Annotated in this window: 27 protein-coding genes; 25 read left to right on the top strand and 2 right to left on the bottom strand. The window is 60.9% G+C overall.

Annotated elements, in window-relative coordinates:
- Positions 1–277 precede the first annotated feature (277 nt).
- From ACWGXF_RS01235 to ACWGXF_RS01220, 4 genes are read left to right on the top strand one after another with little or no spacing between them, the layout of a single operon-like run.
- Positions 278–1,282, top strand: coding sequence for an RluA family pseudouridine synthase (locus tag ACWGXF_RS01235; protein WP_034385443.1), 1,005 nt, complete (start codon positions 278–280; stop codon positions 1,280–1,282).
- Between the two features lie 9 nt (positions 1,283–1,291).
- Positions 1,292–1,975: an HAD family hydrolase gene (locus ACWGXF_RS01230; RefSeq protein WP_034408589.1), complete on the top strand. Its 684-nt coding sequence runs from the start codon at positions 1,292–1,294 to the stop codon at positions 1,973–1,975.
- Between the two features lie 8 nt (positions 1,976–1,983).
- Positions 1,984–2,349, top strand: a complete 366-nt coding sequence (locus ACWGXF_RS01225) for a Rieske (2Fe-2S) protein (protein ID WP_034353459.1) — start codon at positions 1,984–1,986, stop codon at positions 2,347–2,349.
- 1 nt (position 2,350) lies between these two features.
- Positions 2,351–3,397, top strand: a complete 1,047-nt coding sequence (locus ACWGXF_RS01220; RefSeq protein ID WP_003067704.1) for a S49 family peptidase — start codon at positions 2,351–2,353, stop codon at positions 3,395–3,397.
- Positions 3,398–3,496: 99 nt separating this feature from the next.
- Here ACWGXF_RS01220 and ACWGXF_RS01215 read toward each other — a convergent pair whose 3' ends face one another.
- Both ACWGXF_RS01215 and ACWGXF_RS01210 read right to left on the bottom strand, forming a co-directional pair.
- Positions 3,497–4,285 carry an SAM-dependent methyltransferase gene (locus ACWGXF_RS01215; RefSeq protein WP_256629872.1) on the bottom strand — a complete coding sequence of 263 codons (789 nt, stop codon included), beginning with the start codon at positions 4,283–4,285 and terminating at the stop codon, positions 3,497–3,499.
- Positions 4,282–4,890: a Maf family nucleotide pyrophosphatase gene (locus ACWGXF_RS01210; RefSeq protein WP_087864194.1), complete on the bottom strand. Its 609-nt coding sequence runs from the start codon at positions 4,888–4,890 to the stop codon at positions 4,282–4,284. The genes ACWGXF_RS01215 and ACWGXF_RS01210 overlap by 4 nt, the downstream gene beginning before the upstream one ends.
- Positions 4,891–4,915: 25 nt before the next feature.
- Between ACWGXF_RS01210 and ACWGXF_RS01205 the strand changes: the two genes are divergently transcribed.
- The 21 genes from ACWGXF_RS01205 to nagZ all read left to right on the top strand — a co-directional run bounded on the left by ACWGXF_RS01205 (position 4,916) and on the right by nagZ (position 24,138).
- A complete protein-coding gene (locus ACWGXF_RS01205; protein WP_256629873.1) occupies positions 4,916–5,470 on the top strand; it encodes a YceD family protein in 555 nt (184 codons plus the stop codon).
- Between the two features lie 241 nt (positions 5,471–5,711).
- A complete protein-coding gene (gene rpmF, locus ACWGXF_RS01200; protein ID WP_003058062.1) occupies positions 5,712–5,894 on the top strand; it encodes a 50S ribosomal protein L32 in 183 nt (60 codons plus the stop codon).
- 198 nt (positions 5,895–6,092) lie between these two features.
- Positions 6,093–7,133: a phosphate acyltransferase PlsX gene (plsX, locus tag ACWGXF_RS01195; RefSeq protein WP_256629874.1), complete on the top strand. Its 1,041-nt coding sequence runs from the start codon at positions 6,093–6,095 to the stop codon at positions 7,131–7,133.
- Between the two features lie 8 nt (positions 7,134–7,141).
- Complete coding sequence (locus tag ACWGXF_RS01190) at positions 7,142–8,122, top strand: beta-ketoacyl-ACP synthase III (protein ID WP_003064176.1); 981 nt, start codon at positions 7,142–7,144, stop codon at positions 8,120–8,122.
- A gap of 51 nt (positions 8,123–8,173) precedes the next feature.
- Positions 8,174–9,118 (top strand): ACP S-malonyltransferase, encoded by a 945-nt coding sequence (gene fabD, locus ACWGXF_RS01185; RefSeq protein WP_256629875.1) that lies wholly within the window; start codon positions 8,174–8,176, stop codon positions 9,116–9,118.
- Positions 9,115–9,858 (top strand): 3-oxoacyl-ACP reductase FabG, encoded by a 744-nt coding sequence (gene fabG / locus ACWGXF_RS01180; RefSeq protein ID WP_003058052.1) that lies wholly within the window; start codon positions 9,115–9,117, stop codon positions 9,856–9,858. The genes fabD and fabG overlap by 4 nt, the downstream gene beginning before the upstream one ends.
- Before the next feature lie 160 nt (positions 9,859–10,018).
- Positions 10,019–10,258 (top strand): acyl carrier protein, encoded by a 240-nt coding sequence (acpP, locus tag ACWGXF_RS01175; protein ID WP_003058049.1) that lies wholly within the window; start codon positions 10,019–10,021, stop codon positions 10,256–10,258.
- A gap of 36 nt (positions 10,259–10,294) precedes the next feature.
- The gene (fabF, locus tag ACWGXF_RS01170; RefSeq protein WP_256629876.1) at positions 10,295–11,542 is read left to right on the top strand and encodes a beta-ketoacyl-ACP synthase II; all 1,248 of its coding nucleotides are present in this window, start codon (positions 10,295–10,297) and stop codon (positions 11,540–11,542) included.
- Between the two features lie 123 nt (positions 11,543–11,665).
- Positions 11,666–12,148 (top strand): hypothetical protein, encoded by a 483-nt coding sequence (locus ACWGXF_RS01165; RefSeq protein WP_256629877.1) that lies wholly within the window; start codon positions 11,666–11,668, stop codon positions 12,146–12,148.
- 38 nt (positions 12,149–12,186) lie between these two features.
- Positions 12,187–12,816: an RNA polymerase sigma factor RpoE gene (gene rpoE / locus ACWGXF_RS01160; RefSeq protein ID WP_003064186.1), complete on the top strand. Its 630-nt coding sequence runs from the start codon at positions 12,187–12,189 to the stop codon at positions 12,814–12,816.
- A gap of 27 nt (positions 12,817–12,843) precedes the next feature.
- Complete coding sequence (locus tag ACWGXF_RS01155) at positions 12,844–13,632, top strand: sigma-E factor negative regulatory protein (protein ID WP_003064189.1); 789 nt, start codon at positions 12,844–12,846, stop codon at positions 13,630–13,632.
- Positions 13,633–13,891: 259 nt separating this feature from the next.
- A complete protein-coding gene (locus tag ACWGXF_RS01150; protein WP_003064192.1) occupies positions 13,892–15,391 on the top strand; it encodes a DegQ family serine endoprotease in 1,500 nt (499 codons plus the stop codon).
- Positions 15,392–15,820: 429 nt separating this feature from the next.
- Entirely contained in the window at positions 15,821–17,629 is a 1,809-nt protein-coding gene (gene lepA / locus ACWGXF_RS01145; protein ID WP_003064195.1) for a translation elongation factor 4, read from the top strand.
- On the top strand, positions 17,629–18,606 hold the full coding sequence (gene lepB / locus ACWGXF_RS01140; RefSeq protein WP_003064198.1) for a signal peptidase I: 978 nt from the start codon (positions 17,629–17,631) through the stop codon (positions 18,604–18,606). The genes lepA and lepB overlap by 1 nt, the downstream gene beginning before the upstream one ends.
- Before the next feature lie 72 nt (positions 18,607–18,678).
- Positions 18,679–19,029, top strand: a complete 351-nt coding sequence (locus ACWGXF_RS01135; RefSeq protein WP_003057968.1) for a DUF4845 domain-containing protein — start codon at positions 18,679–18,681, stop codon at positions 19,027–19,029.
- 9 nt (positions 19,030–19,038) lie between these two features.
- Positions 19,039–19,722, top strand: a complete 684-nt coding sequence (gene rnc, locus ACWGXF_RS01130) for a ribonuclease III (protein ID WP_003057967.1) — start codon at positions 19,039–19,041, stop codon at positions 19,720–19,722.
- Positions 19,719–20,822 (top strand): GTPase Era, encoded by a 1,104-nt coding sequence (era, locus tag ACWGXF_RS01125; RefSeq protein ID WP_003064203.1) that lies wholly within the window; start codon positions 19,719–19,721, stop codon positions 20,820–20,822. Before rnc ends, era begins: the two co-directional genes overlap by 4 nt.
- Positions 20,823–20,967: 145 nt before the next feature.
- The gene (gene recO, locus ACWGXF_RS01120; RefSeq protein ID WP_039049960.1) at positions 20,968–21,747 is read left to right on the top strand and encodes a DNA repair protein RecO; all 780 of its coding nucleotides are present in this window, start codon (positions 20,968–20,970) and stop codon (positions 21,745–21,747) included.
- On the top strand, positions 21,744–22,517 hold the full coding sequence (locus ACWGXF_RS01115; RefSeq protein WP_256629878.1) for a pyridoxine 5'-phosphate synthase: 774 nt from the start codon (positions 21,744–21,746) through the stop codon (positions 22,515–22,517). Before recO ends, ACWGXF_RS01115 begins: the two co-directional genes overlap by 4 nt.
- Before the next feature lie 65 nt (positions 22,518–22,582).
- Entirely contained in the window at positions 22,583–22,978 is a 396-nt protein-coding gene (acpS, locus tag ACWGXF_RS01110) for a holo-ACP synthase (protein WP_034378694.1), read from the top strand.
- Between the two features lie 56 nt (positions 22,979–23,034).
- Positions 23,035–24,138 (top strand): beta-N-acetylhexosaminidase, encoded by a 1,104-nt coding sequence (gene nagZ, locus ACWGXF_RS01105; protein WP_256629879.1) that lies wholly within the window; start codon positions 23,035–23,037, stop codon positions 24,136–24,138.
- Positions 24,139–24,224: the final 86 nt, after the last annotated feature.

The raw sequence follows: 24,224 nt of genomic DNA, 5'->3' as shown, positions 1-24,224 counted from the left end.
CCCAGAGGTTGATCAGCAATGTCCAAAAGATCCACATGCTCGTTGAGAGAACCGACAGTTGCAGGCTGCTTTTGCCTGGACAACTGCACGGTATGAGATTCCGTATCAGTGTTTCAATTCGTCAGCCTTTGCCAGGCTCTCACAGGCTGCTGCAGCTCATCTTGACTGCAATTTGCGTGTGCAAAACTGGCGGGCATCGACCTGCCTGTGCGGTGGGAAATGATTGTTTGGACTAAACTCCATGCGAATCAATCACTTACAACTAAGCTCGGCACAGGTGAAACACATTATAGAGGGCAAACCGGCACAGGACCGGTCCCAGAATACGGCCGCGGCCTCGGTACGGCTGATCGAGGTCGATGAAGACTCCGCCGGACAGCGACTCGACAACTTTCTCATGCGCCACCTCAAGGGGGTGCCCAAGACCCATGTCTACCGCATCATCCGCAGTGGTGAGGTGCGCATCAACAAGGGGCGCGTGAGCGCCGAGACCCGGGTTCAGCCCGGCGACGTGGTGCGCCTTCCCCCGGTCCGGATTTCCGACAAAGTGGCTGAAAAAGCGGAGCGCCCGGCACCGGCTAAGGACTTTCCCGCCCTGTTGGATGACGAACACATGATTGCATTGTCCAAGCCTGCCGGCGTGGCCGTGCATGGAGGCTCGGGCGTGAGCTTTGGCGTCATCGAGCAACTGCGCCAGGCGCGTCCCGATGCCAAGTTTCTTGAGCTGGTGCACCGGCTGGATCGCGAAACCTCGGGCATTTTGCTGGTGGCCAAAAAGCGTTCGGCACTCATCAATCTGCAGGACCAGTTTCGCGAGCGCGAGACCGGCAAGACCTATCTGGCATTGGTGCAAGGTGCCTGGCCGGCCAACAAGAAGGTCATCGATCTGCCGCTGCACAAGTATCTGCAGGCCGATGGCGAGCGCCGTGTGCGCGTGACCACGGCCGATGACCCGGATGGAATGCGTTCCATCACCCTGGTCAAGGTCAGAAAGCTGATCGAGCCGCGTCCCCTGCAGGGGCTGCCTGCGATGAGTCTGCTGGAGGTGACCATCAAGACAGGTCGCACCCACCAGATCCGCGTGCATCTGTCCTCGCAGGGGCATCCCATCGTGGGCGATGACAAATATGGTGATTTTGATCTCAACCGTCGTGTGCAAAAGCAGGGTCTCAAGCGCATGTTTCTGCACGCCTGGCGGCTACAGTTCAATCATCCCGCCAGCGGCGAGCGTGTCGAACTGCGTGCCGAGCTGCCGCCTGAGCTGGCGGACTTTGTGAACTGACTAGGCTTCATGACTACTGAAAACCATAGCGCCCGGCGACCACGCCGCTTCGATCTGATTGCATTCGACTGGGATGGCACGGTGGCGGACTCCACGGCCATCATCAGTCGCAGCATCCAGGAGGCTGTGCGTGATGTGGGCGGCACCGTGCCCAGCGACGAGCAGGCTGCCTATGTGATCGGCATGGCGTTGATGCCGGCCCTGGCCCGCGCGGCACCCGATGTGCCGCCCGAAAAATATCCTGAGCTGGCCAATCGCTATCGCTTTCACTTCTTCAAGCATCAGGACGATATCTGCGTGTTTGACGGCATACTGCCGCTGCTTGCCGAGCTGCGCGAGCGCGGCCACTGGCTGAGCGTGGCCACGGGCAAGAGCCGCATGGGGCTCAACCATGCGCTGCAGGACCCGCAGCTCAAGGGATTGTTCGACGGTTCGCGCACGGCCGACGAGACCGCTGGCAAGCCCAGTCCGCTGATGTTGCACGAGCTGATGGCCGAATTCGGCGTGGAGCCCGAGCGAACGCTGATGATTGGCGACACCACGCACGATTTGCAGATGGCACAGAATGCCGGCTGTGCCTGTGTGGGGGTTTCCTATGGCGCCCATGCTCCCGACGGCTTCGCCCAGTTCAATCCGCTGTTCGTGGCCGATTCCGCGATGCAGCTGCGGGCCTGGCTGCTGGCCAACGCGTGAAGCCAGATATGACAGATGCCGTGGAGCTGTGCGCCAGTGCGGATCTGGTCGACGGCGGCCGGGCGGTGAGCTTTGATGTGCTGTATGCCGGTCAGAGCAGCCGCGCGTTTGCCATCCGCTACCAGGGGCAGGTTCATGCCTATCTGAATCGCTGCAGCCATATCCCCATGGAAATGGACTACCAGGAAGGTCAGTTTTTTGACGATTCCGGTCGCTGGCTGTTGTGTTCTACCCACGGAGCTGCCTACGAACCTGACAGCGGCGCCTGTGCAGGCGGTCCTTGCCGCGGTGGGTTGGTAAAAATCGCCTTGAGCGAAAGCGGCGGCTTGGTGCGCTGGCATACTGGGCCACACCTGAAACCTCTGAAGTTTTGAGATGAGTACTCCTGACAACCATGATTCCCAGTCGCATGTGACGCCGGGCGCGGACCTCTGGTCCAAGGCGTCTGCTGCGTCCGCTGAGGCGCCCGCCGCTGCGGCCAAGGCCTCTGGGAACGGGGGCTGGGAGCGCGATGTGCTGGAAAAGCTGGTGTTCGCCTCCATCAAGGAGCAGCGGGCGGCAAGGCGCTGGCGCTTTTTCAGCCGTCTGCTGTGGTCCGTGGTGGTGCTGCTGGTGATGTGGGCGGTGTTCTTCAAGGATACGGCCACCAAGACCAGCACCTCGCCCCATACCGCGGTGGTGGAGATCAAGGGCGAGATCGCCTCGGGAGCGGACGCCAGTGCCGAATTCGTGGTGGCTGCCATGCGCAGCGCCTTTGAAGATTCGGGCTCGCGCGCCGTGGTGCTGCTGATCAACTCGCCCGGCGGCAGCCCCGTGCAGGCCGGCATCATCAACGACGAGATGACGCGTCTCAAGGCCAAGTACAACAAGCCTTTGTATGCGGTGGTCGAGGAATCCTGCGCCTCGGCGGCCTACTACATTGCGGCGGCGGCCGATGAGATCTTCGTCGACAAGGCCAGCATCGTGGGTAGCATCGGCGTGCTCATGGACGGCTTTGGCTTTACGGGCGTGATGGACAAGGTCGGCGTGGAGCGCCGCCTGCTGACGGCCGGTGAGAACAAGGGCTTTCTCGATCCGTTCAGCCCCATGTCGGCGCAGCAAAAGGAATTTGCGCTGCAGATGCTGGAGCAGATTCACCAGCAGTTCATCGGCGTGGTCAAGGCTGGTCGTGGCGACCGCCTGCATGAGACCCCCGAAATGTTCAGCGGACTGTTCTGGACTGGACAGCAGGCCGTGGAGCTGGGTCTGGCCGACAAGCTGGGCAGCCTCGACTATGTGGCGCGTGAGGTGGTCAAGGCCGAGGAAGTCATAGACTACACCCGCCGCGACAACGTGGCCGAGCGCCTGGCCAAGCGCTTTGGCGCCGCCATCGGCGAGGGCTCGGTCAAAGCCATGCGTGGCCTGGTGCCCAGCATTCGCTGATAAGGCATTAAAAAGCCGCGAACCCTTTGCCAGATAAGCGCTGGTAGCTATCAAAAAAGCCTGCGGCCAATGCCGCAGGCTTTTTTTGATTTCAGGTGCTCAGCGGCCTATGGCGAACACCACCGGTGTTCGGTTGTCGGGCGGGGTATTGCGCTGGCGCCATTCGCGCACCAGATGGCTTTCAATGCGTGCTGTCTCCAGCGTCAATCCGCTGGCCAGGGCCAGCCTGGTATTCGGTTGCAAGGTTTGCAGCAGCGCCTGCCAGAGGGAGGCATTGCGGTAAGGCGTCTCGATGAACTGCTGGGTCTGGCCTTGGCGCAGGGCCAGGCTCTCCAGCTCCTTGATGCGGGCCGTGCGCTCGGCTCCATCCTGAGGCACATAGCCGACAAAGGCGAAGTTCTGGCCATTGAGGCCGCTGGCCGCCAGGCCCAGCAGCAGCGACACCGGTCCCGTCAGCGGCACGACGCGAATGCCCAGATCATGGGCGGCACGCACGATGGAGCTGCCGGGGTCGGCCACGGCGGGCATGCCCGCCTCGCTGATCAAACCCATGTCCTGTCCGGCCAGGGCCGCTGCCAGCAGGGGCTTGGGGTCGAAGACGGCCGCGCCCTTGTTGCCATGGTCGCCTTTTTTGTGGGCTTCGCGGGGCAGCTCGGCAATGTTCTGGGCCTGCAACGGAGCAGTCAGCGGGAACAAGGCGTCGATGCGCTTGAGATAGGCGCGTGCGGTCTTGGCGTTTTCGCTGATCCAGTGAGTCAGAGAGGCGGCGCGGCGCAGCGTGCCCTCGGGCAGCACCTCGGTCAATGCGGTCTGGCTTTCGCAGCCGAAATCGAGTGGAGCGGGTACCAGATAAAGGGTGCCTGCTTTGCTTTTCGGTGTTTCGCTCATGGCAGAACCACTCCTGCGGCACGCAGCAACTGGCAGGTGCGGATCAGCGGCAGGCCTATCAGTGCCGTGGGGTCGTCGCTGACGATGGCATCCAGCAGGGCGATGCCCAGGCCTTCGCTCTTGGCCGAGCCTGCGCAGTCATAGGGTTGCTCGGCGCGCAGATAGCGCTCGATCTCGACATTGCTCAGTTCACGAAAGCGCACTTGCACCGTGACCACGCTGGATTCCGTGAAGCCGGTTTCGGTACAGCTCACGCAGACGCCGGTGTGGAAATTCATCTGGCGGCCGCTCATCTGGCGCAGCTGTTCGGTGGCGCGCTCGTGGGTGCCGGGCTTGGACAGGGGCTGGCCATCGAGCTCGGGCACCTGGTCGGAGCCGATCACGATGGCGCCGGGGTGCAACCGGGCCACGGCCTGTGCCTTGGCTATGGCCAGACGCAAACTCAGGTCGTGGGGTGTTTCGCCGCTGAGCGGGGTTTCATCCACTTCAGGAGACACCGTCTCGAACGGCAGTTGCAGGCGGCTGAGCAGCTCACGGCGGTAGCGCGAGGTGGAGCCAAGAATCAATGGACGCTCAAGTCGTCCGGCAATCAATAAGTCGGGCATTGCGGGATTCTCTTACACTGGCTGCATGAGCAAGGATTTTTCTGCGACCCGGCTGGATGTGCGTGCTTTCGCGCAGGCTGAAGGTCATTTGCATGGTCAGGCACCATTGTCGGACTTCAAGCGTCTGGCGGCCGATGCGTTGGCGATTACCGGCGAGCAGCCTCTGGTGCGCTGGGAAGCCGAAGGCGAGCTGGTGGAGCAAAAAGGTGGCAGCGGCCATGTGTGGCTGCACCTGAGCGCCGAGGTGGCTTTGCCGCTGACCTGCCAGCGCTGCCTGACCGAGGCCGATATTCCCCTTTATGTGGATCGGTCATTTCGCTTCGTTCCGGACGAAGCGACGGCAGAACTGGAAGATGACGACAGCGATGAGGATGTGCTGGCATTGAGCAGCGAGTTCAATCTGCTGGAGTTGGTCGAGGACGAGTTGCTGATGGAAGTGCCTGTAGTGCCTCGCCATGAGGTCTGTCCGGTACCCGTCAAGCTGGAGGTCAGCGATGACGCCTTCGAGCAGGCCAACGAGCAAAAGGAAAACCCTTTTGCCGTGCTGCAATCTCTCAATGTAGGCAAGTCTGCCGACTGATCCATCCCATGGCACGGTGGGGATTTGATTTTGCCTGGGCCGCGAAAAGCGTTTGCGCTATAATCGTGAGCTTCGCGCGAAACCCCCTCGTGTCTTTAATGGGCTGATCGCGTTTTTTTAGGACTTGCACGGACAAGGGCGCACTCTCACTATCGGTGGGGGCGTCGAAAGGCAGAGTTTTTTGCCCGGTCTTGCTGTGTGAGTCGTGTTACCAACCCTTTCAAGATACACAGGAGCCATCATGGCTGTTCAGCAAAACAAGAAGTCTCCCTCCAAGCGCGGCATGCACCGTTCGCACAACGCACTGAATGTGCCTGGCATCGCTGTCGAAGCCACTACCGGCGAGACACACCTGCGCCACCACATCAGCCCCAACGGCGTGTACCGTGGCCGTCAAGTGCTGAAGAACAAGTCCGAAGCCTAAGCGACGACTGCATTCGCAAAGCCTGTTGCTACATTTTTTTGTAGCAACAGGCTTTTGTTTTTATGGGAGATATTTGCAAAGCCTGTCATGACGGGCATGGCTGCAAAATCTCAATGCTGGTTTTGCAAATAGCTTCTGTTGTGGTCCTCGGATCCTTCAATTCATCATCCCAAGCCTAATTGGATTTGTCAGTCGCCCATGATTAATTTGGCTGTTGACTGCATGGGGGGCGATCATGGCCCCCGCGTCACGCTGGCCGCGTGCCGTCAGTTTCTGAATTCACACCCCGATGCGCATCTGCTGCTGGTCGGCAAGGCCGAGGAGTTGGCCGACTTCAAGCATGAACGCGTGACCCTTGTTCCCGCCACGGAGGTGGTGAGCATGGATGATCCCGTGGAAATAGCTCTGCGCAAGAAAAAGGACTCGTCCATGCGCGTGGCCGTGCAGCAGGTCAAGAATGGTGCGGCTCAGGCTGCAGTGTCGGCGGGCAATACCGGGGCGCTGATGGCAATCTCGCGCTATCTGCTCAAGACTCTGGATGGCATCGATCGTCCCGCGATTGCCTTTGGTTTGCCCAACGCCAAGGGCAGTGACACCACCATGCTGGATCTGGGGGCCAATGTGGACTGCACGGCAGAACATCTGCTGCAGTTTGCGGTCATGGGCTCGGCCCTGGTGTCTGCGCTCAAGAATACGGAGGCGCCCAGTGTCGGCCTGCTCAATATCGGTGAAGAGCTGATCAAGGGCAGCGAAGTCATCAAGCGTGCCGGCGAGCTGCTGCGCACTGCAGGCGATGCGGGCAACCTCAATTTCTACGGAAATGTGGAAGGTAATGACACCTTCAAGGGTGTGGTGGACATTGTCGTGTGTGATGGTTTCGTTGGTAACGTTGCACTCAAGACCACCGAGGGGGTTGCCTCGATGATCTCGGGGATTCTCAAGGAAGAGTTCAAGCGCAACATCTTCACCAAGATTGCTGCCATCATTGCCTATCCGGTGCTATCTGCGCTTATGAAGCGTGTTGATCATCGTCGTTACAACGGCGCTGCCTTGCTGGGTCTGCGCGGGCTGGTCTTCAAAAGCCATGGCTCGGCTGATGCAATGGCATTCGAGCATGCTTTGAACCGCGCGTATGATGCGGCACGCAACAACCTGCTTGACCGTGTCCGCAGCCGTATTGCTGCTGCCGCACCTTTGCTGCTGGCAGCACAGACGGAATCTGGAACTTCGGCGCCCTGATAGAAGACATGAGACGCTACGCACGCATCATTGGCACCGGCAGTTACCTGCCGCCCCGCCGCCTGACCAATAACGACCTCGCAGCCGAGCTGGCTCAGCGCGGCCTGGAAACCTCGGACGAGTGGATCGTCGAACGCACCGGCATTCGTGCCCGCCACTTCGCCGAGCCCGATGTGACCAGCAGCGACCTGGCTCTTGAGGCCAGCCGCAAGGCCATCGAGGCCGCAGGCATCGAGGCTTCGGACATCGATCTGATCATTGTCGCCACGTCCACTCCGGACATGGTGTTTCCCTCGACGGCCGCCATCCTGCAGCACAAGCTGGGCATCAGCAATGGCTGCCCGGCCTTCGATGTGCAGGCCGTGTGCAGCGGTTTCGTCTATGCCCTGACGGTGGCCGATTCCATGATCCAGACCGGCGCTGCCAAGCGCGTGCTGGTGGTGGGCTCCGAAGTCTTCAGCCGTATCCTGGATTTCAACGACCGCACGACCTGCGTGCTGTTCGGTGATGGCGCAGGCGCCGTGGTGCTGGAGGCTTCCGACGAGCCTGGCATTCTGGCTACCGAGCTGCATGCCGATGGCAGCCATGTGGGCATTCTCTGCGTACCGGGCAATGTCTCCGGCGGCAATGTGCTGGGCGATCCCTTGCTCAAGATGGACGGTCAGGCTGTCTTCAAGCTGGCAGTGAGCGTGCTGGACAAGGCGGCTCGCTCCGCGCTGGAAAAAGCGGGTCTGACGGATGCCGACATCGATTGGCTGATCCCGCACCAGGCCAATATCCGCATCATGCAAAGCACGGCGCGCAAGCTCAAGCTGTCCATGGACAAGGTGGTGGTGACCGTCGATCAGCATGGCAACACCTCGGCGGCTTCGATTCCTCTGGCACTCGATCATGGCGTGCGCAGCGGACAGGTCAAAAAAGGCCAGACCGTGCTGCTCGAAGGGGTAGGCGGTGGCTTCACCTGGGGTGCGGTGCTCCTCAAGATGTAGCTGTAGACGCTATATAAATAAGCGTTTCAGGCAATTTTTATACTAAGAAATATGAAGAAATTCGCATTTGTATTTCCTGGCCAGGGTTCGCAGTCCGTGGGCATGCTGGATGGCTGGGGGGATCATCCCGTCGTGGCTCAGACCGTGGCCGAAGCCTCCGAGGCTCTGGGCGAGGATGTGGGTCTGCTGATCAAGCAAGGCCCGAAGGAAGCTCTGGCGCTGACCACCAATACCCAGCCCGTGATGCTGGTTGCCGGTGTTGCGGCCTGGCGTGTCTGGCAGGCAGAAGGCGGTGCACTGCCGGATGCGGTGGCCGGTCACTCCCTGGGTGAATACTCGGCGCTGGTCGCTTCCGGCGTGCTGACGCTGGCTCAGGCCGCTCCGCTGGTGCGTCTGCGTGCCGCGGCCATGCAGGATGCCGTGCCCGTTGGCACGGGTGGCATGGCGGCCGTGCTGGCCCTGGATGCCGAAAAGGTCAAGGCGGTCTGCGCCGAAGTGACGGCTCAGCTGGGCGGTGCTGAAGTGGTGGAAGCCGTGAACTTCAACGATCCCGGTCAGACAGTGATCGCCGGCAGCAAGCTGGCCGTGGAGAGGGCCTGTGAAGCGGTCAAGGCGGCCGGTGCCAAGCGCGCCCTGCCTCTGCCGGTCTCCGCACCTTTTCACTCCAGCCTGATGAAGCCTGCTGCAGAAAAGCTCAAGGCCGCGCTGGCCGAGCTGACGCTGGCTACTCCCCTGATTCCCGTCATCAACAATATCGACGTCACCGTCCAGACGGACGCTGATGCGATTCGCGATGCCCTGTATCGTCAGGCCTTTGGTCCGGTGCGCTGGGTGGAGTGCGTGCAGGCCATCAAGGCTCGCGGCGTGACCCATATCGTGGAATGTGGACCCGGCAAGGTGCTGGCCGGCATGGTCAAGCGTATTGACGCCGACCTGACGGGTGTTCCCCTGTTTGATACAGCCACCCTGGCTGACGTGAAAGAATTGCTCGCATGACTGATAACCAGACCAAGCCCCAGGTTGCCCTGGTCACCGGTGCCACCCGTGGCATTGGTGCCGCCATCGCGCAGGAGCTGGCCTCCAAGGGCTATCAAGTGATTGGCACGGCCACATCGGATGCTGGTGCCGAAAAGATCAGCCAGGCGCTGTCCGCCTTCGGCGGCCGTGGTGTCACGCTGAACGTGACCGACGGCGCTGCCGTGGATGCCCTGATCGACTCCATCGTCAAGAACGACGGCGGCCTGCATGTGCTGGTCAACAATGCCGGTATCACGCGCGACACCCTGGCCATGCGCATGAAGGATGACGACTGGGATGCCGTCACCGACACCAATCTGAAGGCTGTTTTCCGAGTCAGCCGTGCGGCTATTCGTCCCATGATGAAGCAGCGTTTCGGTCGCATCATCAGCATCACCAGCGTGGTTGGTGCCTCGGGCAATGCCGGTCAGGCCAATTACGCTGCCGCCAAGGCTGGCGTGGCTGGCATGACCCGTGCTCTGGCCAAGGAGCTGGGCAGTCGCGGCATCACCGTGAACTGTGTAGCTCCGGGCTTCATCGCCACGGACATGACGGCAGATCTGCCAGAGGCGCAAAAGGCTGCGCTCAAGGCACAGATCGCCATGGGTGATCTGGGTCAGCCCAGCGACATCGCGCATGCCGTGGCCTATCTGGCTTCTGCCGGTGCCGGCTATGTGACGGGGCAGGAACTGCACGTCAACGGCGGCATGTACATGTAAGAAATTTCGGCAGTTTGCGCGGTGTTTGCCGCACTTGCTGCCAGAAGCTGAACACTTTTGCAAGTTCAGTGGCCGTTTCCTCGCGACGGCCAGCCGCCAAGGGGGCTTCTCCCGAAACGGCTAGAATCGCGGGTTCATTCACAACCCCCTGAGGGAAACCATGAGCGATATCGAAGCACGTGTCAAAAAAATCATTGCCGAACAACTCGGCGTTGAAGAGTCCCAAGTGACCAACGAAAAGGCCTTCGTGGCTGACCTGGGCGCTGACTCCCTGGACACAGTGGAACTGGTGATGGCCCTGGAAGATGAATTCGGCATCGAGATCCCTGACGAAGACGCAGAGAAGATCACGACGGTGCAAAACGCCATCGACTACGCCAATACCCACCAAAAGGCCTAAGGTCTTTTTTCAGCGATCAGTTAAAGGTTTGAACGCATGAGCCGTCGTCGCGTTGTCGTGACCGGTCTGGGCTGCATCTCCCCCGTGGGTAACACGGTGGGCGAAGCCTGGGCCAATCTTTTGGCCGGCCAGTCCGGTATTGACCTCATCACCAAGTTCGATGCGTCGAACTTCTCCTGCAAGATTGCAGGTGAGGTCAAGGGATTTGATGTGGAGAAATACATGAGCGCCAAGGATGCGCGCTCCATGGATAGCTTCATTCATTACGGCATCGCGGCTGCGGAGCAAGCCGTTCTGGACGCAGGCCTGCCCACAGGTGAAGCCCTGTCCGAAGACCTGGCCACACGCATTGCCTGCGTGATCGGCTCGGGCATTGGCGGCCTGCCGCTGATCGAGAACACTCACGCAGAACTGGCTGCCCGCGGTCCTCGCCGCATCACGCCGTTCTTCGTGCCTGCTTCCATCATCAATATGGTGGCAGGGCATGTGTCCATGCGATTTGGCTTCAAGGGGCCGAATCTGTCGATAGTGACAGCCTGCACCACAGGCCTGCACTGCATCGGCGAAGCCGGACGCATGATCGAATACGGCGATGCAGACATCGTCGTGGCCGGTGGCACGGAAGCCACTGTTTCGCCTCTGGGTGTGGGCGGCTTTGCTGCCATGCGTGCGCTGTCAACGCGCAACGACGACCCCAAGGCTGCATCGCGCCCCTGGGACAAGGACCGTGACGGCTTTGTGCTCGGCGAAGGTGCTGGTGTGCTGGTGCTCGAAGAGTACGAACACGCCAAGGCCCGCGGCGCCAAGATTTACGCGGAGCTGGCAGGCTTTGGCATGAGTGCCGACGCCGGTCACATGACCGCACCCAATATGGACGGCCCTCGCCGTGCCATGCTCAACGCTTTGCGCAATGCCGGTGTGAACCAGGATCAGGTCAACTACCTGAATGCGCACGGCACTTCCACGCCTCTGGGCGATGCGAATGAATCCAATGCCATCAAGGCGGCCATGGGCGAGTTTGCGAAGAAGAATCTGGTGGTCAGCTCGACCAAGTCCATGACGGGTCACCTGCTGGGTGGTGCTGGTGGTATCGAGAGCGTTTTCACCGTGATGGCGCTGCACGACCAGAAGATTCCTCCGACCATCAATCTGATCAACCAGGATCCCGAGTGCGATCTGGACTATTGCGCCAATACGGCGCGTGACGCCAAGCTGGAAGTTGCCGTGAAGAACAACTTCGGTTTCGGTGGCACCAACGGCACGCTGGTCTTCAAGCGCGTCTAAGTCGCTTCGAGCAGCTTCTGCACAGCCCGCACAGGCCCTGGCCTTGCGGGCTTTGTTCTATGTGCGGCTTGATCGTGCTTTCCCTAGCTTTGCTGCAGCCGGGTTTTCGCACATGGTCGGCCCATGAGTGCTCGCTACCATGCTCCAGCAGTTGCCTATGTCTTTGTCCGGCCTGGCTGCGCCGGAGGACTGCTGCTGCTGACCGGGATGGTCTTGCTGATGGCTCTGCTGGTCTGGTGCCTGCAAGTCCAGTCGGGCTGGTTGCAGGTGCTGCTGGCTTTGCCGGCCTTGATCCTGGCCGCAGTGCTGCTTTGCGGACAGTGGCGCAACTGGCCGCAAGGACGTCTGCTCTGGAATGGCGAGCACTGGTTGCTGGAAGCCGAAAACCTGTCAACCGCTCGGTCACTGCCTGTGCGGCTGGCGGTGGGGCTTGATGCTGGCCACTGGCTTTGGCTCAGTGTTTCGGATGTTCTGGTGTTCAGGACCAAGGGCGGCAGGCGCAAGCTGCTATGGATTTTCCTGTCTCAACGACACAGCCCCGAGCAATGGGGAGACTTGCGGCGTGCGGTATATTCCTCCATCGTGCCGCTGGCAGAGCAGGGCTAGGCCCTCGCCGGTTATGGCAGCACGCCGCTTGGCCTTTCATGACACCTCCCGATTTTCCCACTCCCTCTGCCGACAGCGATCTGGCTTTGGTCGAACGAGCCAATGCTGGCGACACACGGGCTTTTGAGCTTCTGGTCATCAAGTACCAGCGTCGCATCGAACGTCTGGTGGGCCGCATGGTGCGCGATGTCGATCTGGTGCCTGACATCACGCAGGAAACCTTCATCCGCGCCTACAAGGCCTTGCACCAGTTCCGCGGCGAGGCCCAGTTCTACACCTGGCTGTACCGCATTGCCGTCAATACGGCCAAGAAGGCCTTGATGGAAATGCATCGCTCGCCGGTGATGACCGAGAGCGCGTTACACACTGGGGACGATGAGGATGAAACTTCTGTTCACAGACAGGAACTAACGACTCAGGAAACCCCGGAAACAGTGTTGGCGGCGCGTGAAATTGCCGAAGCCGTCAACGCCGCCATGGAGGCTTTGCCCGAGGATTTGCGTCAGGCGGTCACGTTGCGCGAAATCGAGGGGCTCAGCTATGAGGAAATCGCGCAGGCGATGGACTGCCCCATAGGCACGGTGCGCTCGCGCATCTTTCGGGCACGCGAGGCGATTTCGGCCAGGGTCAAGCCCTTACTGGAGCGCCAGGGTGGAAAGCGTTGGTAGTACAGGCAAGACGAGCAGGTGAACTTCATGAATGACGATCTGATCAAGCAGGAACAGTTGTCGGCACTGGTGGATGGCGAGGCTTCCTCGGTCCAGATGCAGGCCGTGCTCTCCTATGCGGAAAGCGACGAAGGCCAGCAGTCCTGGGCCATGTACCACCTGATTGGCGATGTGCTGCGTTCTCCGGAGCTGGCCCATCACAGTCAGCACGATATTTTGAGCGGCGTGCGCGCCCATATGGAGCGTGAGCCGATCCGTGGCATTCATCTGCCCGGTGTGACCGCAGATGCGGCCAGTTCATTGAGCTTGGGCGGTTTGGAGCAGATCACAGCTGCCGAGGAACGTGGGCAGGCGCTGGGCAATGGCGCAACCGTGGTCAGCCTGCCTGCCCGTCAGGCGGCCAATGCATCGGTCTTTCGCTGGAAAATGGCAGCCGGCTTTGCCTCGGTTGCTGCCGTGGCCGCCGTTGGCTGGGGGGTCATGCTCGCCGGTTCGGGGGGGCTGTACGGCCGCCAGGGTGGGGCGCAGCTCGCTGCTCTCAGCCCGAATGCCGTGGTGGCCGCCGCGCCTGCCGCATCGCTAGGATTGAGCCAGCCCGTTTCGGGCGGTGAAGAGACGGCCATGCCCCTGGGTTCGGAAGCCCAGTCTTCCACCGTGGTGGCAGTTGCTGGCCCCAACGGCCAGACCGTGATGCTGCGCGATCCGCGTCTGGACGAGTTGTTGGCTTCTCACCCTCAGCAAAGCAGCGCGCCCAATCTGCAGATGCCTGCCAGCTTTTTGCGCAATGCAAGCTTTGCCACGGCTACCCGCCATTGATGCTTCTGCGCACAGCAGTCTTAGGCCTGAAACGCATGGTTTTCAGGTCTAAGCTTTATGCAGCTTGCGTGCGAAGCTATTGATTTAGGATCTGTTGGGTACAGATACTGTTTGATCTGTGCCCGATTTCACGGGCTGGAGCGCTTTCAGTTGATGGCGGCTTTTGCCAGAATGCGCTTCAATGCTCTCACCTGTTTTCTCTCATGGGTCTGATTTGGCGACCCGTTCTGTCCGACGACTCGAACAAGGAATAAAAACGATGCGCACACCATCCTGGATGACGCTCAAATCCCGTGTTTCGGCTACAGCCATTGCCAGTTCGATGGCGATCGCGGCCCTGGCCGCAGGAGGCATGCTGCCGGTTACAGCTGCTCATGCCCAAAGTGCTGCAACGGCGCGCGGGCTGCCGGACTTCACGGATCTTGTCGATCAGGTCGGGCCTTCGGTGGTCAACATCCGTACGCTGGAGAAGGTCTCGAACAACAGCGCCGAAGCTCTGGGCATGGATGAAGACATGCTAGAGTTCTTCCGCCGCTTCGGCCTTCCCGTGCCCAATGTGCCGCGTCAGCGCTCGCCCAAGGGCGGTCAGTCCGAGGAAGAGCAGCCGCGTGGCGTGGGATCGGGCTTCATCCTCACGGCTGACGGCTATGTGATGACCAATGCCCATGTGGTCGATGGTGCCGATGAAGTCATTGTCACGCTGACCGACAAGCGCGAGTTCAAGGCAAAAATAGTCGGCGCGGACAAGCGCACCGATGTGGCTGTGGTCAAGATCGATGCCAAAGGGCTTCCCGCAGTCAAGATCGGCGATGTGAGCAAGCTGCGCGTGGGCGAGTGGGTCATGGCGATTGGCTCGCCCTTCGGACTCGAAAATTCGGTCACAGCCGGCATTGTCTCTGCCAAGCAGCGCGATACCGGTGACTATCTGCCCTTCATTCAGACCGATGTGGCCATCAACCCCGGCAACTCGGGCGGCCCGCTGATCAATATGCGTGGCGAGGTGGTGGGGATCAACAGCCAGATCTACTCGCGCTCGGGCGGCTTCATGGGCATCAGCTTTGCAATTCCCGTGGATGAAGCGATCCGTGTCAGCGATCAGCTGCGTGCCACCGGCAAGGTCACGCGCGGTCGTATCGGCGTGCAGATCGGCCCCGTGACCAAGGACGTGGCAGAGTCCATCGGCCTTGGCAAGCCAGAAGGCGCTCTGGTGTCGGCCGTCGAGCCGGACTCTCCCGCGGCCAAGGCCGGTGTGGAGGCGGGCGACGTGATCACCAAGTTCGATGGCAAGGCCATCGAGAAGGTCTCCGATCTGCCGCGTCTCGTGGGCAATACCAAGCCCGGCACCAAGAGCACCATTACCGTGCTGCGCCGCGGCAAGCTCAAGGAGCTGAGCATGGTGATTGCCGAAGTACCTTCCGACGAATCTGCCAAGACCAAGGCAGGCAACAGTGGTGCAGGCAAGACTCCATCCGGTACGCTGGAGAACAAGGCTCTGGGCCTGACGCTGAGCGAGCTGACGTCTGCACAGAAGAAGGAGCTGGCCATCAAGGGCGGCGTGCGCGTGTCGGCTGCGGTGGATGCGGCAGCCCGCGCCGGCCTGCGTGAAGGCGATGTGATTCTGCAATTGGCGAATGCGGAAGTCTCCGATCTCAAGAGCTTCGAGGCCGCCTGGGCCAAGGCCGACAAGTCCAAGCCCGTCAATGTGCTGGTGCGCCGTGGTGACTGGGCGCAGTATGTGCTGATTCGCCCTGCCAAATAAATGTGGCGAAAAGCCTGCATGGGCTTGTTGCCATTTCGTGATCTGAAATGACAACAAGCCCTCAGCCTGTCAGTGCCCCTATGCCATTGGGTAGAATCCCACGCAAATGCATGGTGGTTGGACGCAAAAAATCACGCTGACAGGCGGTTTTCAAGCGGTGCAAAAGCCTTTGCAATCTCCGGCTGCTGATGGCTAAACGGTGTTTTCTGGTTTGTGGATAATTTGTTGATAAATGAATTCGAAAATCACAAACCGAAACTTGTCAAGCCTTGCTGGGTCTTGGCTTGCGGCCAGTTTTGCCTACAATAAAGTCCCAACTATCGCAGTTGCCAGAGATTGTTGGTTAAGGGCGCGCCGCTTGAGGGACGCGCCCTTTTTTCTTGCTGCTGCAGGCCACTTTTTTCAATTCCAAAGCTGTCTTTCTCGTTGATGAATCACATCCGTAATTTCTCCATCATTGCGCATATTGACCATGGCAAGTCCACTCTGGCGGACCGCCTGATCCAGCGCTGCGGAGGCCTTGCCGACCGCGATATGGAAGCCCAGGTGCTGGACTCGATGGACATCGAGAAAGAGCGCGGCATCACCATCAAGGCCCAGACCGCTGCCCTGCAGTACAAGGCCAAGGACGGCAAGGTCTACAACCTGAACCTGATCGACACCCCTGGCCACGTGGACTTTTCCTACGAAGTCTCGCGCTCGCTGTCGGCCTGCGAAGGCGGCCTGCTGGTGGTCGATGCCTCCCAGGGCGTGGAAGCCCAGACCGTGGCCAACTGCTACACCGCGCTGGACCTGGGCGTGGAGGTATTCGCCGTCCTCAACAAGATGGACCTGCCCCAGGCCGATCCCGAGAACGCCAAGGCCGAGATCGAGGACGTGATCGGTATCGATGCCAGCGATGCCATTCCCTGCTCGGCCAAGACCGGCATGGGCATCGACGAGATCCTGGAAGCTATCGTGGCCAAGGTGCCGGCCCCCAAGGGCAATCCCGATGGCCCGCTGCGTGCCATGATCGTGGACAGCTGGTTCGACCCCTATGTGGGCGTCGTGATGCTGGTGCGCGTGGTCGATGGCGAGCTCAAGAAGAACGAGCGCTTCAAGATGATGGCCAGCGGCGCTGCCTACGAAGCCAACAACATCGGCGTGTTCACCCCGGCCAACCAGCCGCGCGACATGCTCAGGGCCGGCGAGGTGGGTTACATCATTGCCGGCATCAAGGAGCTGAAGGCCGCCAAGGTCGGTGACACCATCACGCTGGAAAAAAAGCTGCCCAACAACCTGGGTCCTGCCGAGAAGCCTCTGCCGGGCTTCAAGGAAGTCAAGCCCCAGGTTTTCGCGGGTCTGTACCCCACCGAAGCCTCTGAATACGACCAGTTGCGTGATGCGCTGGAAAAGCTGCAGCTCAACGATGCGGCGTTGCAGTTCGAGCCCGAAGTCTCGCAAGCTCTGGGCTTTGGCTTCCGCTGCGGCTTTCTGGGCCTGCTGCACATGGAAATCGTGCAGGAGCGCCTGGAGCGCGAGTTCGACCAGGACCTGATCACCACGGCACCCAGCGTGGTCTACCAGGTGATCAAGGGCGATGGCGAGCTGATCGATGTGGAAAATCCTTCCAAGATGCCCGACATCGGCCGCATCCAGGAGATCCGCGAGCCCATCGTGACCGTGCACCTCTACATGCCGCAAGACTATGTGGGTCCGGTGATGACGCTGGCCAACCAGAAGCGTGGCGTGCAGATGAATATGCAATACCACGGCCGTCAGGTCATGCTGACCTACGAGATGCCGCTGGGCGAAATCGTGCTGGACTTCTTCGACAAGCTCAAGAGCGTCTCGCGAGGCTACGCCTCCATGGACTATGAGTTCAAGGAATATCGCGCTTCCGACGTGGTGAAGGTCGACATTCTGCTCAATGGCGAAAAGGTCGACGCCCTGTCCATCATCGTGCACCGTTCGCAGTCCGTTTACCGCGGCCGTGCCGTGGTGGCCAAGATGCGCGAGATCATCAGCCGCCAGATGTTCGATGTGGCCATTCAGGCCGCGATCGGCGCCAACATCATTGCGCGCGAGACCGTCAAGGCCATGCGCAAGAACGTGCTGGCCAAGTGCTATGGCGGCGACATCACGCGTAAGCGCAAGCTGCTCGAAAAGCAGAAGGCCGGCAAGAAGCGTATGAAGCAGATCGGTTCGGTGGAAGTGCCGCAGGAAGCCTTCCTGGCCATTCTGCAAGTGGAGGATTGATGCAAGTCATGCAGTGGATCACGGCCGCCATCCTGGCGGCCTTTGTAGGCTATATCGCGGCCTGGTACACCGGCTCCATCGAGGGCAACTTCGCACTGCTGCTGTTTCTGGCAACCGTGGTGACCGGGGTGTACTGGCTGGCCGAGCGCTTTTACTTCTGGCCTCGACGCCGCGCGGCTGCGGCTGCGCTGGAGCAGGCCGCGGTCGAGCGCCGCGCCGAGCTGGATCGCATGGGCATTGCCAAGACCGACATCGAAGTCTCCGAAGACGCCAAAGGTCGCATCCTCATGCAACCCTGGTGGCTGGATTGGACCGCCGGTCTGTTCCCGGTGATCGCCATCGTCTTCGTGCTGCGCTCCTTTCTGTTCGAGCCGTTCAAGATTCCCTCGGGCTCCATGATTCCGACGCTGATGGTGGGCGACCTGATCCTGGTCAACAAGTTCACCTACGGCATCCGCCTGCCCGTGATCAACAAGAAGATCACCGAAGGCAACAAGCCCCAGCGCGGCGATGTGATGGTGTTCCGCTACCCGCCCCAGCCCACGCTGGACTACATCAAGCGTGTGGTGGGCGTGCCCGGCGATGAGGTGGCCTATATCAACAAGCGCCTGAGCATCAACGGCAAGGAGCTGCCCACCCGTGAGCTGCCGGACTTTCTGGACCGTGACGTGATGCGTTACTTCAAGCAGTTCGAGGAAACTCTGGGCGAGCAGCCGCACCGTGCCATCGTCAACAACGATGTGCCGGCCTTCATCCAGGGGGCGAGCAATTTCGACTTCAAGGAAAACTGCCGCTACAGCGTGGAAGGCGTGACCTGCAAGGTGCCCGAGGGCCATTACTTCATGATGGGCGACAACCGCGACAACTCGCTGGACTCGCGCTACTGGGGTTTTGTGCCCGACCAGAACATCGTGGGCAAGGCCTTTTTTGTCTGGATGAACTTTGGTGACCTGAGCCGTATCGGCCGTTTCCACTGAGCACCGGCAATCGTTTCGTCATTTTTCTGGGATACACGGGCAGAAACATGCCCGGCTTGAGAGGGGAAAAGCATGAAAAATCTGGCATTGCGCTCCAGGCAGCGTGGTCTGTCCTTTATCGGCCTGGTGTTTCTCGTGGCCATCATCGTGGCAGTTGCCGCAATTGGCGCACAATCGGTGCCCGTCTTCCTGGAGTACCAGGCCATCACCAAGGCGGCCAACAAGGCCGCCGCTGAAGGCAGTACCGTTGCCGAAGTCAAGGCCAGCTTCGATCGTTCGGCCTCCATTGATGATTTCAAGTCCATCTCCGGCAACGATCTGAACGTGACCAAGGTCAACGACAAGATCGTCGTGGGCTTCGAGTATTCCCGTGAGATTCATCTGGCAGGCCCTGCCTACCTTGTTTACCGTTTCAAGAAATAGACCTTTCAGGTGGAACCTGCTCTAGTCGCTCTGCAGCAAAGGCTGCAACATCAATTTGCCAACCCGGCGCTGCTGCAGCGTGCCATCACGCACCGCAGCTTTTCGGCCGACAACAACGAGCGACTGGAGTTTCTGGGCGACTCGGTGCTCAGTCTGGCCATCTCCAGCTTGCTTTATGCCAAGCTGGCCTCTATGCCCGAAGGCGATCTCTCGCGTGTTCGGGCCAATCTCGTCAAGGAAGGCACGCTGCACAAGATTGCGCTGAAGCTGCAGCTGCCCGATCTGCTGCGCCTGGGCGAAGGTGAGGCCAAGTCCGGCGGCAAGCAGCGTCCCTCCATCCTGGCTGATGCCGTGGAGGCGCTGATCGGTGCCGTCTACCTCGATGCCGGCTTTGCCGCAGGCGAGAAAGTCGTCCACCACCTCTTCGAGGGCGTGGACATCAACCCCCATATGCGTGCGGCCGACAAAGACCCCAAGACCGCACTGCAGGAATTGCTACAGGGCAAGCGCATGAAGCTGCCGCAATACCATGTGGTGGAAATCAGTGGCGCGGCGCACAAGCAGACCTTCAAGGTCGAGTGCACGATTGCCGAATGGAATATCAGCGCCCAGGGCTCGGGAGCATCCCGTCGCATGGGCGAGCAGGCAGCCGCCGCTGCCTTGCTGGAAAAAGTGAAAGCCAAAAATCCATGACCGATGCTGCTAAGAAAAAGATAGCGGGCACCGCAGGTGCAGAAAAAGCCAAGGGCCAGAAAGGCCCCAAGTCTGTGACTACCGATATCAGCGACCCCAGCCTGGACTACATCAGCGCCATGCTGGCCGCTGCCAAGCCCGGCAGCACGCCGACTGCCATCCGCGATCAGGAGGAAGAGGCTCCGGCGCGCGTCTACGCGCCCGAAGAGCAGCGCTGCGGCCTGATCGCCATCGTCGGCAAGCCCAATGTGGGCAAGTCCACGCTGATGAACGCGCTGGTGGGCCAGAAGATCTCCATCACGTCGCGCAAGGCCCAGACCACGCGCCACCGCATCACCGGCATCCGCACCAAGGACGAGACCCAATTCGTCTTTGTCGATACCCCCGGTTTCCAGACCAAGCATTCCACTGCCCTGAACAAGTCGCTCAACAAGACCGTGATGGGCGCCATCGGCGATGTGGACCTGATCCTGTTCGTGGTGGAGGCGGGCAGCTTCACGCTGGCCGATGCCAAGGTGCTGAGCCTGTTCAAGCCCGGCATTCCCACGCTCTTGATCGCCAACAAGCTCGACACCGTGGGTCGCCGTGCCGAGATCGCCCCCTGGCTGCGCGATATGCAGGAGCGCCATCCTTTTGCCGAGTTCGTGCCCATGTCGGCCAAGAACAAAAAGGATATCGAGCGCATGTATGGCATCTGCGCCAAATACCTGCCGCAGCAGCCCTGGTTCTACGGCGAGGACGAACTGACCGACCGCAGCGAGAAATTCCTGGCTTCCGAGACTCTGCGCGAGAAGCTGTTCCGCTTCACGGGCGACGAGTTGCCCTATACCTCGACGGTGGTCATCGACAAGTTCGAGGAGGAGCCGAGTCCCAAGTTCGGTCGCTTCATGCGCATTGCAGCCACCATCGTGGTCGAGCGCGACGGTCACAAGGCCATGGTGATCGGCCAGGGCGGCGAGCGCCTCAAGCGCATCTCCACCGAAACCCGTCAGGAGCTCGAAAAGCTGCTCAATGCCAAGGTGTTCCTCGAAGTCTGGGTCAAGGTCAAGTCCGGCTGGGCCGACGACGAGGCCCGGGTCAAATCCTTCGGCTACGAGTAAAATTTTTTGACCCCCACGCTTGCTCACTGCGTGTGCTCGCTGCCCCCCGAGGGGGTCCTGACCCGGCTTAGGCCGGGTTTTGCCTTGGGGCGGCCCGGCGGCAAAACCGCCCCCTTCACATTTTTGTTGTGGTACGGAGCAAGTCATGGCTAGCGCCAAACGCGTCGGCGACGAGCCCGCATACATCCTGCACCAGTACGACTGGAGCGAATCCAGCCTGATCCTGGAGGTGTTCACGCGCCATCGCGGGCGCGTGGCGCTTGCGGCCAAGGGCGTCAAGCGCCATACCTCCAACTTTCGCCCCGTGCTGCTGCCGCTGCAGCCGCTCAAGCTCAGCTACACGCTGGGAGCAGAGGGCAATGCCGAGATTCATAGCCTGAAGGGGGCGGAATGGGTGGGCGGCCATGTCATGCCCCAGGGCGATGCGCTGTGGTCGGGCATGTATCTGAACGAGTTGCTGCTGCGCCTGCTGGCGCGCGATGACCCTTATACGGCGCTGTTCGATATCTATGCCGGTGTGGTGCGCGTGCTGGCTGGCCAGCATGGCGGCACGACCGAGGCCATCGAACCCGTGCTGCGCGCCTTCGAGCTGGTGCTGCTGCGCGAACTCGGCCATCTGCCCGATCTGAGGCAGGAAAGCGCAACGCTCAGCCAGCTCAACAGTGTTTTGCGTTACACCCTGGTGGCCGACGGCGGCCTGCGCCAGGCCGCCGGCTACGAGCGCGCGGCGTTGAGAGGCCAGCAGTGGCAAGCCATAGAGCTGGCGCTGCAGGCCGAGCAGCCATTTCCGAGAACCCTGAACGCGCTGGCCGAGCCGGAGGTGGCCCAGGCCCTGAAGCCGCAATTGCGCCATCTTCTGCAATACCATTGCGGCTCAACCATGCTGCGCACCCGCCAGCTGATGATGGATCTGCAATCGCTATGAATACCCCTGCCTCCCCTCGCACCGCGCTTTCGGTCAATGTCAACAAGGTGGCGCTGCTGCGCAATACCCGCCATCTGGGCATTCCCTCGGTGACGCGTGCGGCGCAGATCTGCCTGGAGGCCGGAGCGCAGGGCATCACCATCCACCCGCGTCCCGATGAGCGTCATATCCGCGCTCAGGATGTCTTCGAGCTGCACGAGCTGCTCAAGAGCTGGCCTGGCGCTGAGTTCAATATCGAGGGCAATCCCACGCAGAATCTGATGGACTTCATTCGCCAGACGCGTCCGCATCAGGCCACCTTCGTGCCCGACAGCGAAGACCAGTTCACCAGTGACCATGGCTGGAGCTTTCCCCAGGATGCCGAACGCCTCAAGCCGCTGATTGCCGAGTGCAAGGCCCTGGGCGTGCGCGTGAGCCTGTTCATGGACCCCGTTCCCGAGCAGATGGCGGCGGCCAAGGCCGTCGGTGCCGATCGCGTGGAGCTCTACACCGAGCCTTTTGCTGCCAACTGGGGCAAGTCCGAGCAGGAGCAGCAGCTGCAGACCTATGCCAGGGCCGCGCAGGCCGCGCTGGATGCGGGCCTGGGCATCAATGCCGGCCATGACCTCAATCGCGACAATCTGGCCGCCTTTGTGGCCCGGGTGCCCGGTCTGGCCGAAGTCTCCATCGGCCATGCGCTGATTGCCGATGCGCTGGAGCTGGGCTATGCCGAGACCGTCAAGGCCTATCAGGCCTGCATCGACACCGGCATGGCAGGTAAAAATTCCTGAAAAGATAGCTGCCGGCGCTTTGTAGGTAAGCGTTTAAGGTCTTTTTCTTTCTAAAGGAGCCATGGATGATTTACGGCATCGGCACCGATATCTGCGATGTGCGCCGCATACGCGCAAGCCTGGAAAAGCATGGCGAGCGCTTTGCCCGCAAGATTCTGGCCGATGGCGAGCTGGCAACCTGGAAGGCACGCAGCGAGCGCTGGCCCGAACGCGGCATCCGCTATATGGCCACGCGCTTCTCGGCCAAGGAGGCGTTCAGCAAGGCCGTGGGAATGGGCATGGTCATGCCCATGACCTGGCGTCATTGCGAAGTCATCAAACTGCCCAGCGGCCAGCCTGCGATTCGTCTGCATGGCGAACTCAAGGAATGGTTCGAGAAAAACAATCTGACGGCGCACCTGTCCGTCACCGACGAGTCCGACTACGCGGCCAGCTTTTGTGTCGTCGAAAGAAAAGAGTGAAATCAGCCTCTGGTGCCTGATACATAGGCGCTGACAGCTATGGAAATTTTAAAGTCATGAGCATGCATGCACCTCTGATCATTGATATTGCCGGCACATCGCTGACTGATGTGGACCGCGCGCGCCTGGCCCATCCTCTGGTGGGCGGCATCATTCTCTTCAAGCGCAACTGGGAGGACCGCAGCGCGCTGGTCCAGCTGTGCGCCGATATCAAGGCCGTCAAGCCCGATCTGCTGATCAGCGTGGACCACGAAGGCGGCCGCGTGCAGCGCTTTCGCACCGATGGCTTCACGCATCTACCGCCGATGCGCGCCTTTGGCGAGATGTGGATGGATGACGGCGTGCGCAGCGGCAAAGGTAACAAGTACCGCGAAGGCAGCGGCGCCATGCGGGCCATGAACGCCGCCACGGCTGCCGGCTATGTGTTGGGCACGGAGCTGCGTGCCTGCGGTGTGGATTTCAGCTTCACGCCCGTGCTGGATCTGGACTATGGCGAGTCCTCGGTCATCGGTGACCGCAGCTTTCACCGCGACCCGCGCGTGGTGGCCACACTGGCCAGGAGCCTGATGCAGGGTCTGCTGCAGGCCGGCATGGGCAACTGCGGCAAGCATTTTCCCGGTCACGGCTTTGTGAAGGCCGACTCGCATGTGGACATTCCCGTCGACAAGCGCAGCCTGACGGCCATCCTCGACGAAGACGCCGCTCCCTATCCCTGGCTGTCCAGCGTGCTCACGGCCGTCATGCCCGCCCATGTGATCTACCCCAAGGTGGACAAGCGCCCGGCGGGCTTCAGCGAGAAATGGCTCAAGGACATTCTGCGCGCCCGTCTGCGCTATGACGGAGCCATCTTCAGCGACGATCTGAGCATGGAGGGCGCGCGCCGCATCGACGGCGCACTCATCAGCTACACCGATGCCGCGTTGACGGCCCTGAATGCGGGCTGCGACATGGTGCTGCTGTGCAACCAGAGCCTGGGTCTGGGCGAGCATGTGGACGAGTTGCTGGACGGCATGGATGCCGCGCTGCGCGACGGTCGCTGGGTGCCCGATATCGACTCCGAATCGCGCCGTGTCTCGCTGCTGCCCGACACCGAACCCCAGGCCTGGGACGACCTGATGCGCCAGCCAGCCTATCTGCAGGCGCTGGATCTGCTGCCCTAGGCGGCACTGAGCCGGCCCCGCCATCCGCTGCCTTTGACGCAAGGGCAGCGGATTTTTTTATGCCTTTCGAAGGCTGGGCAGGTCGG

Source organism: Comamonas sp. HJ-2, assembly GCF_053615495.1.
This window is presented reverse-complemented; position numbering and strand designations above follow the sequence as displayed.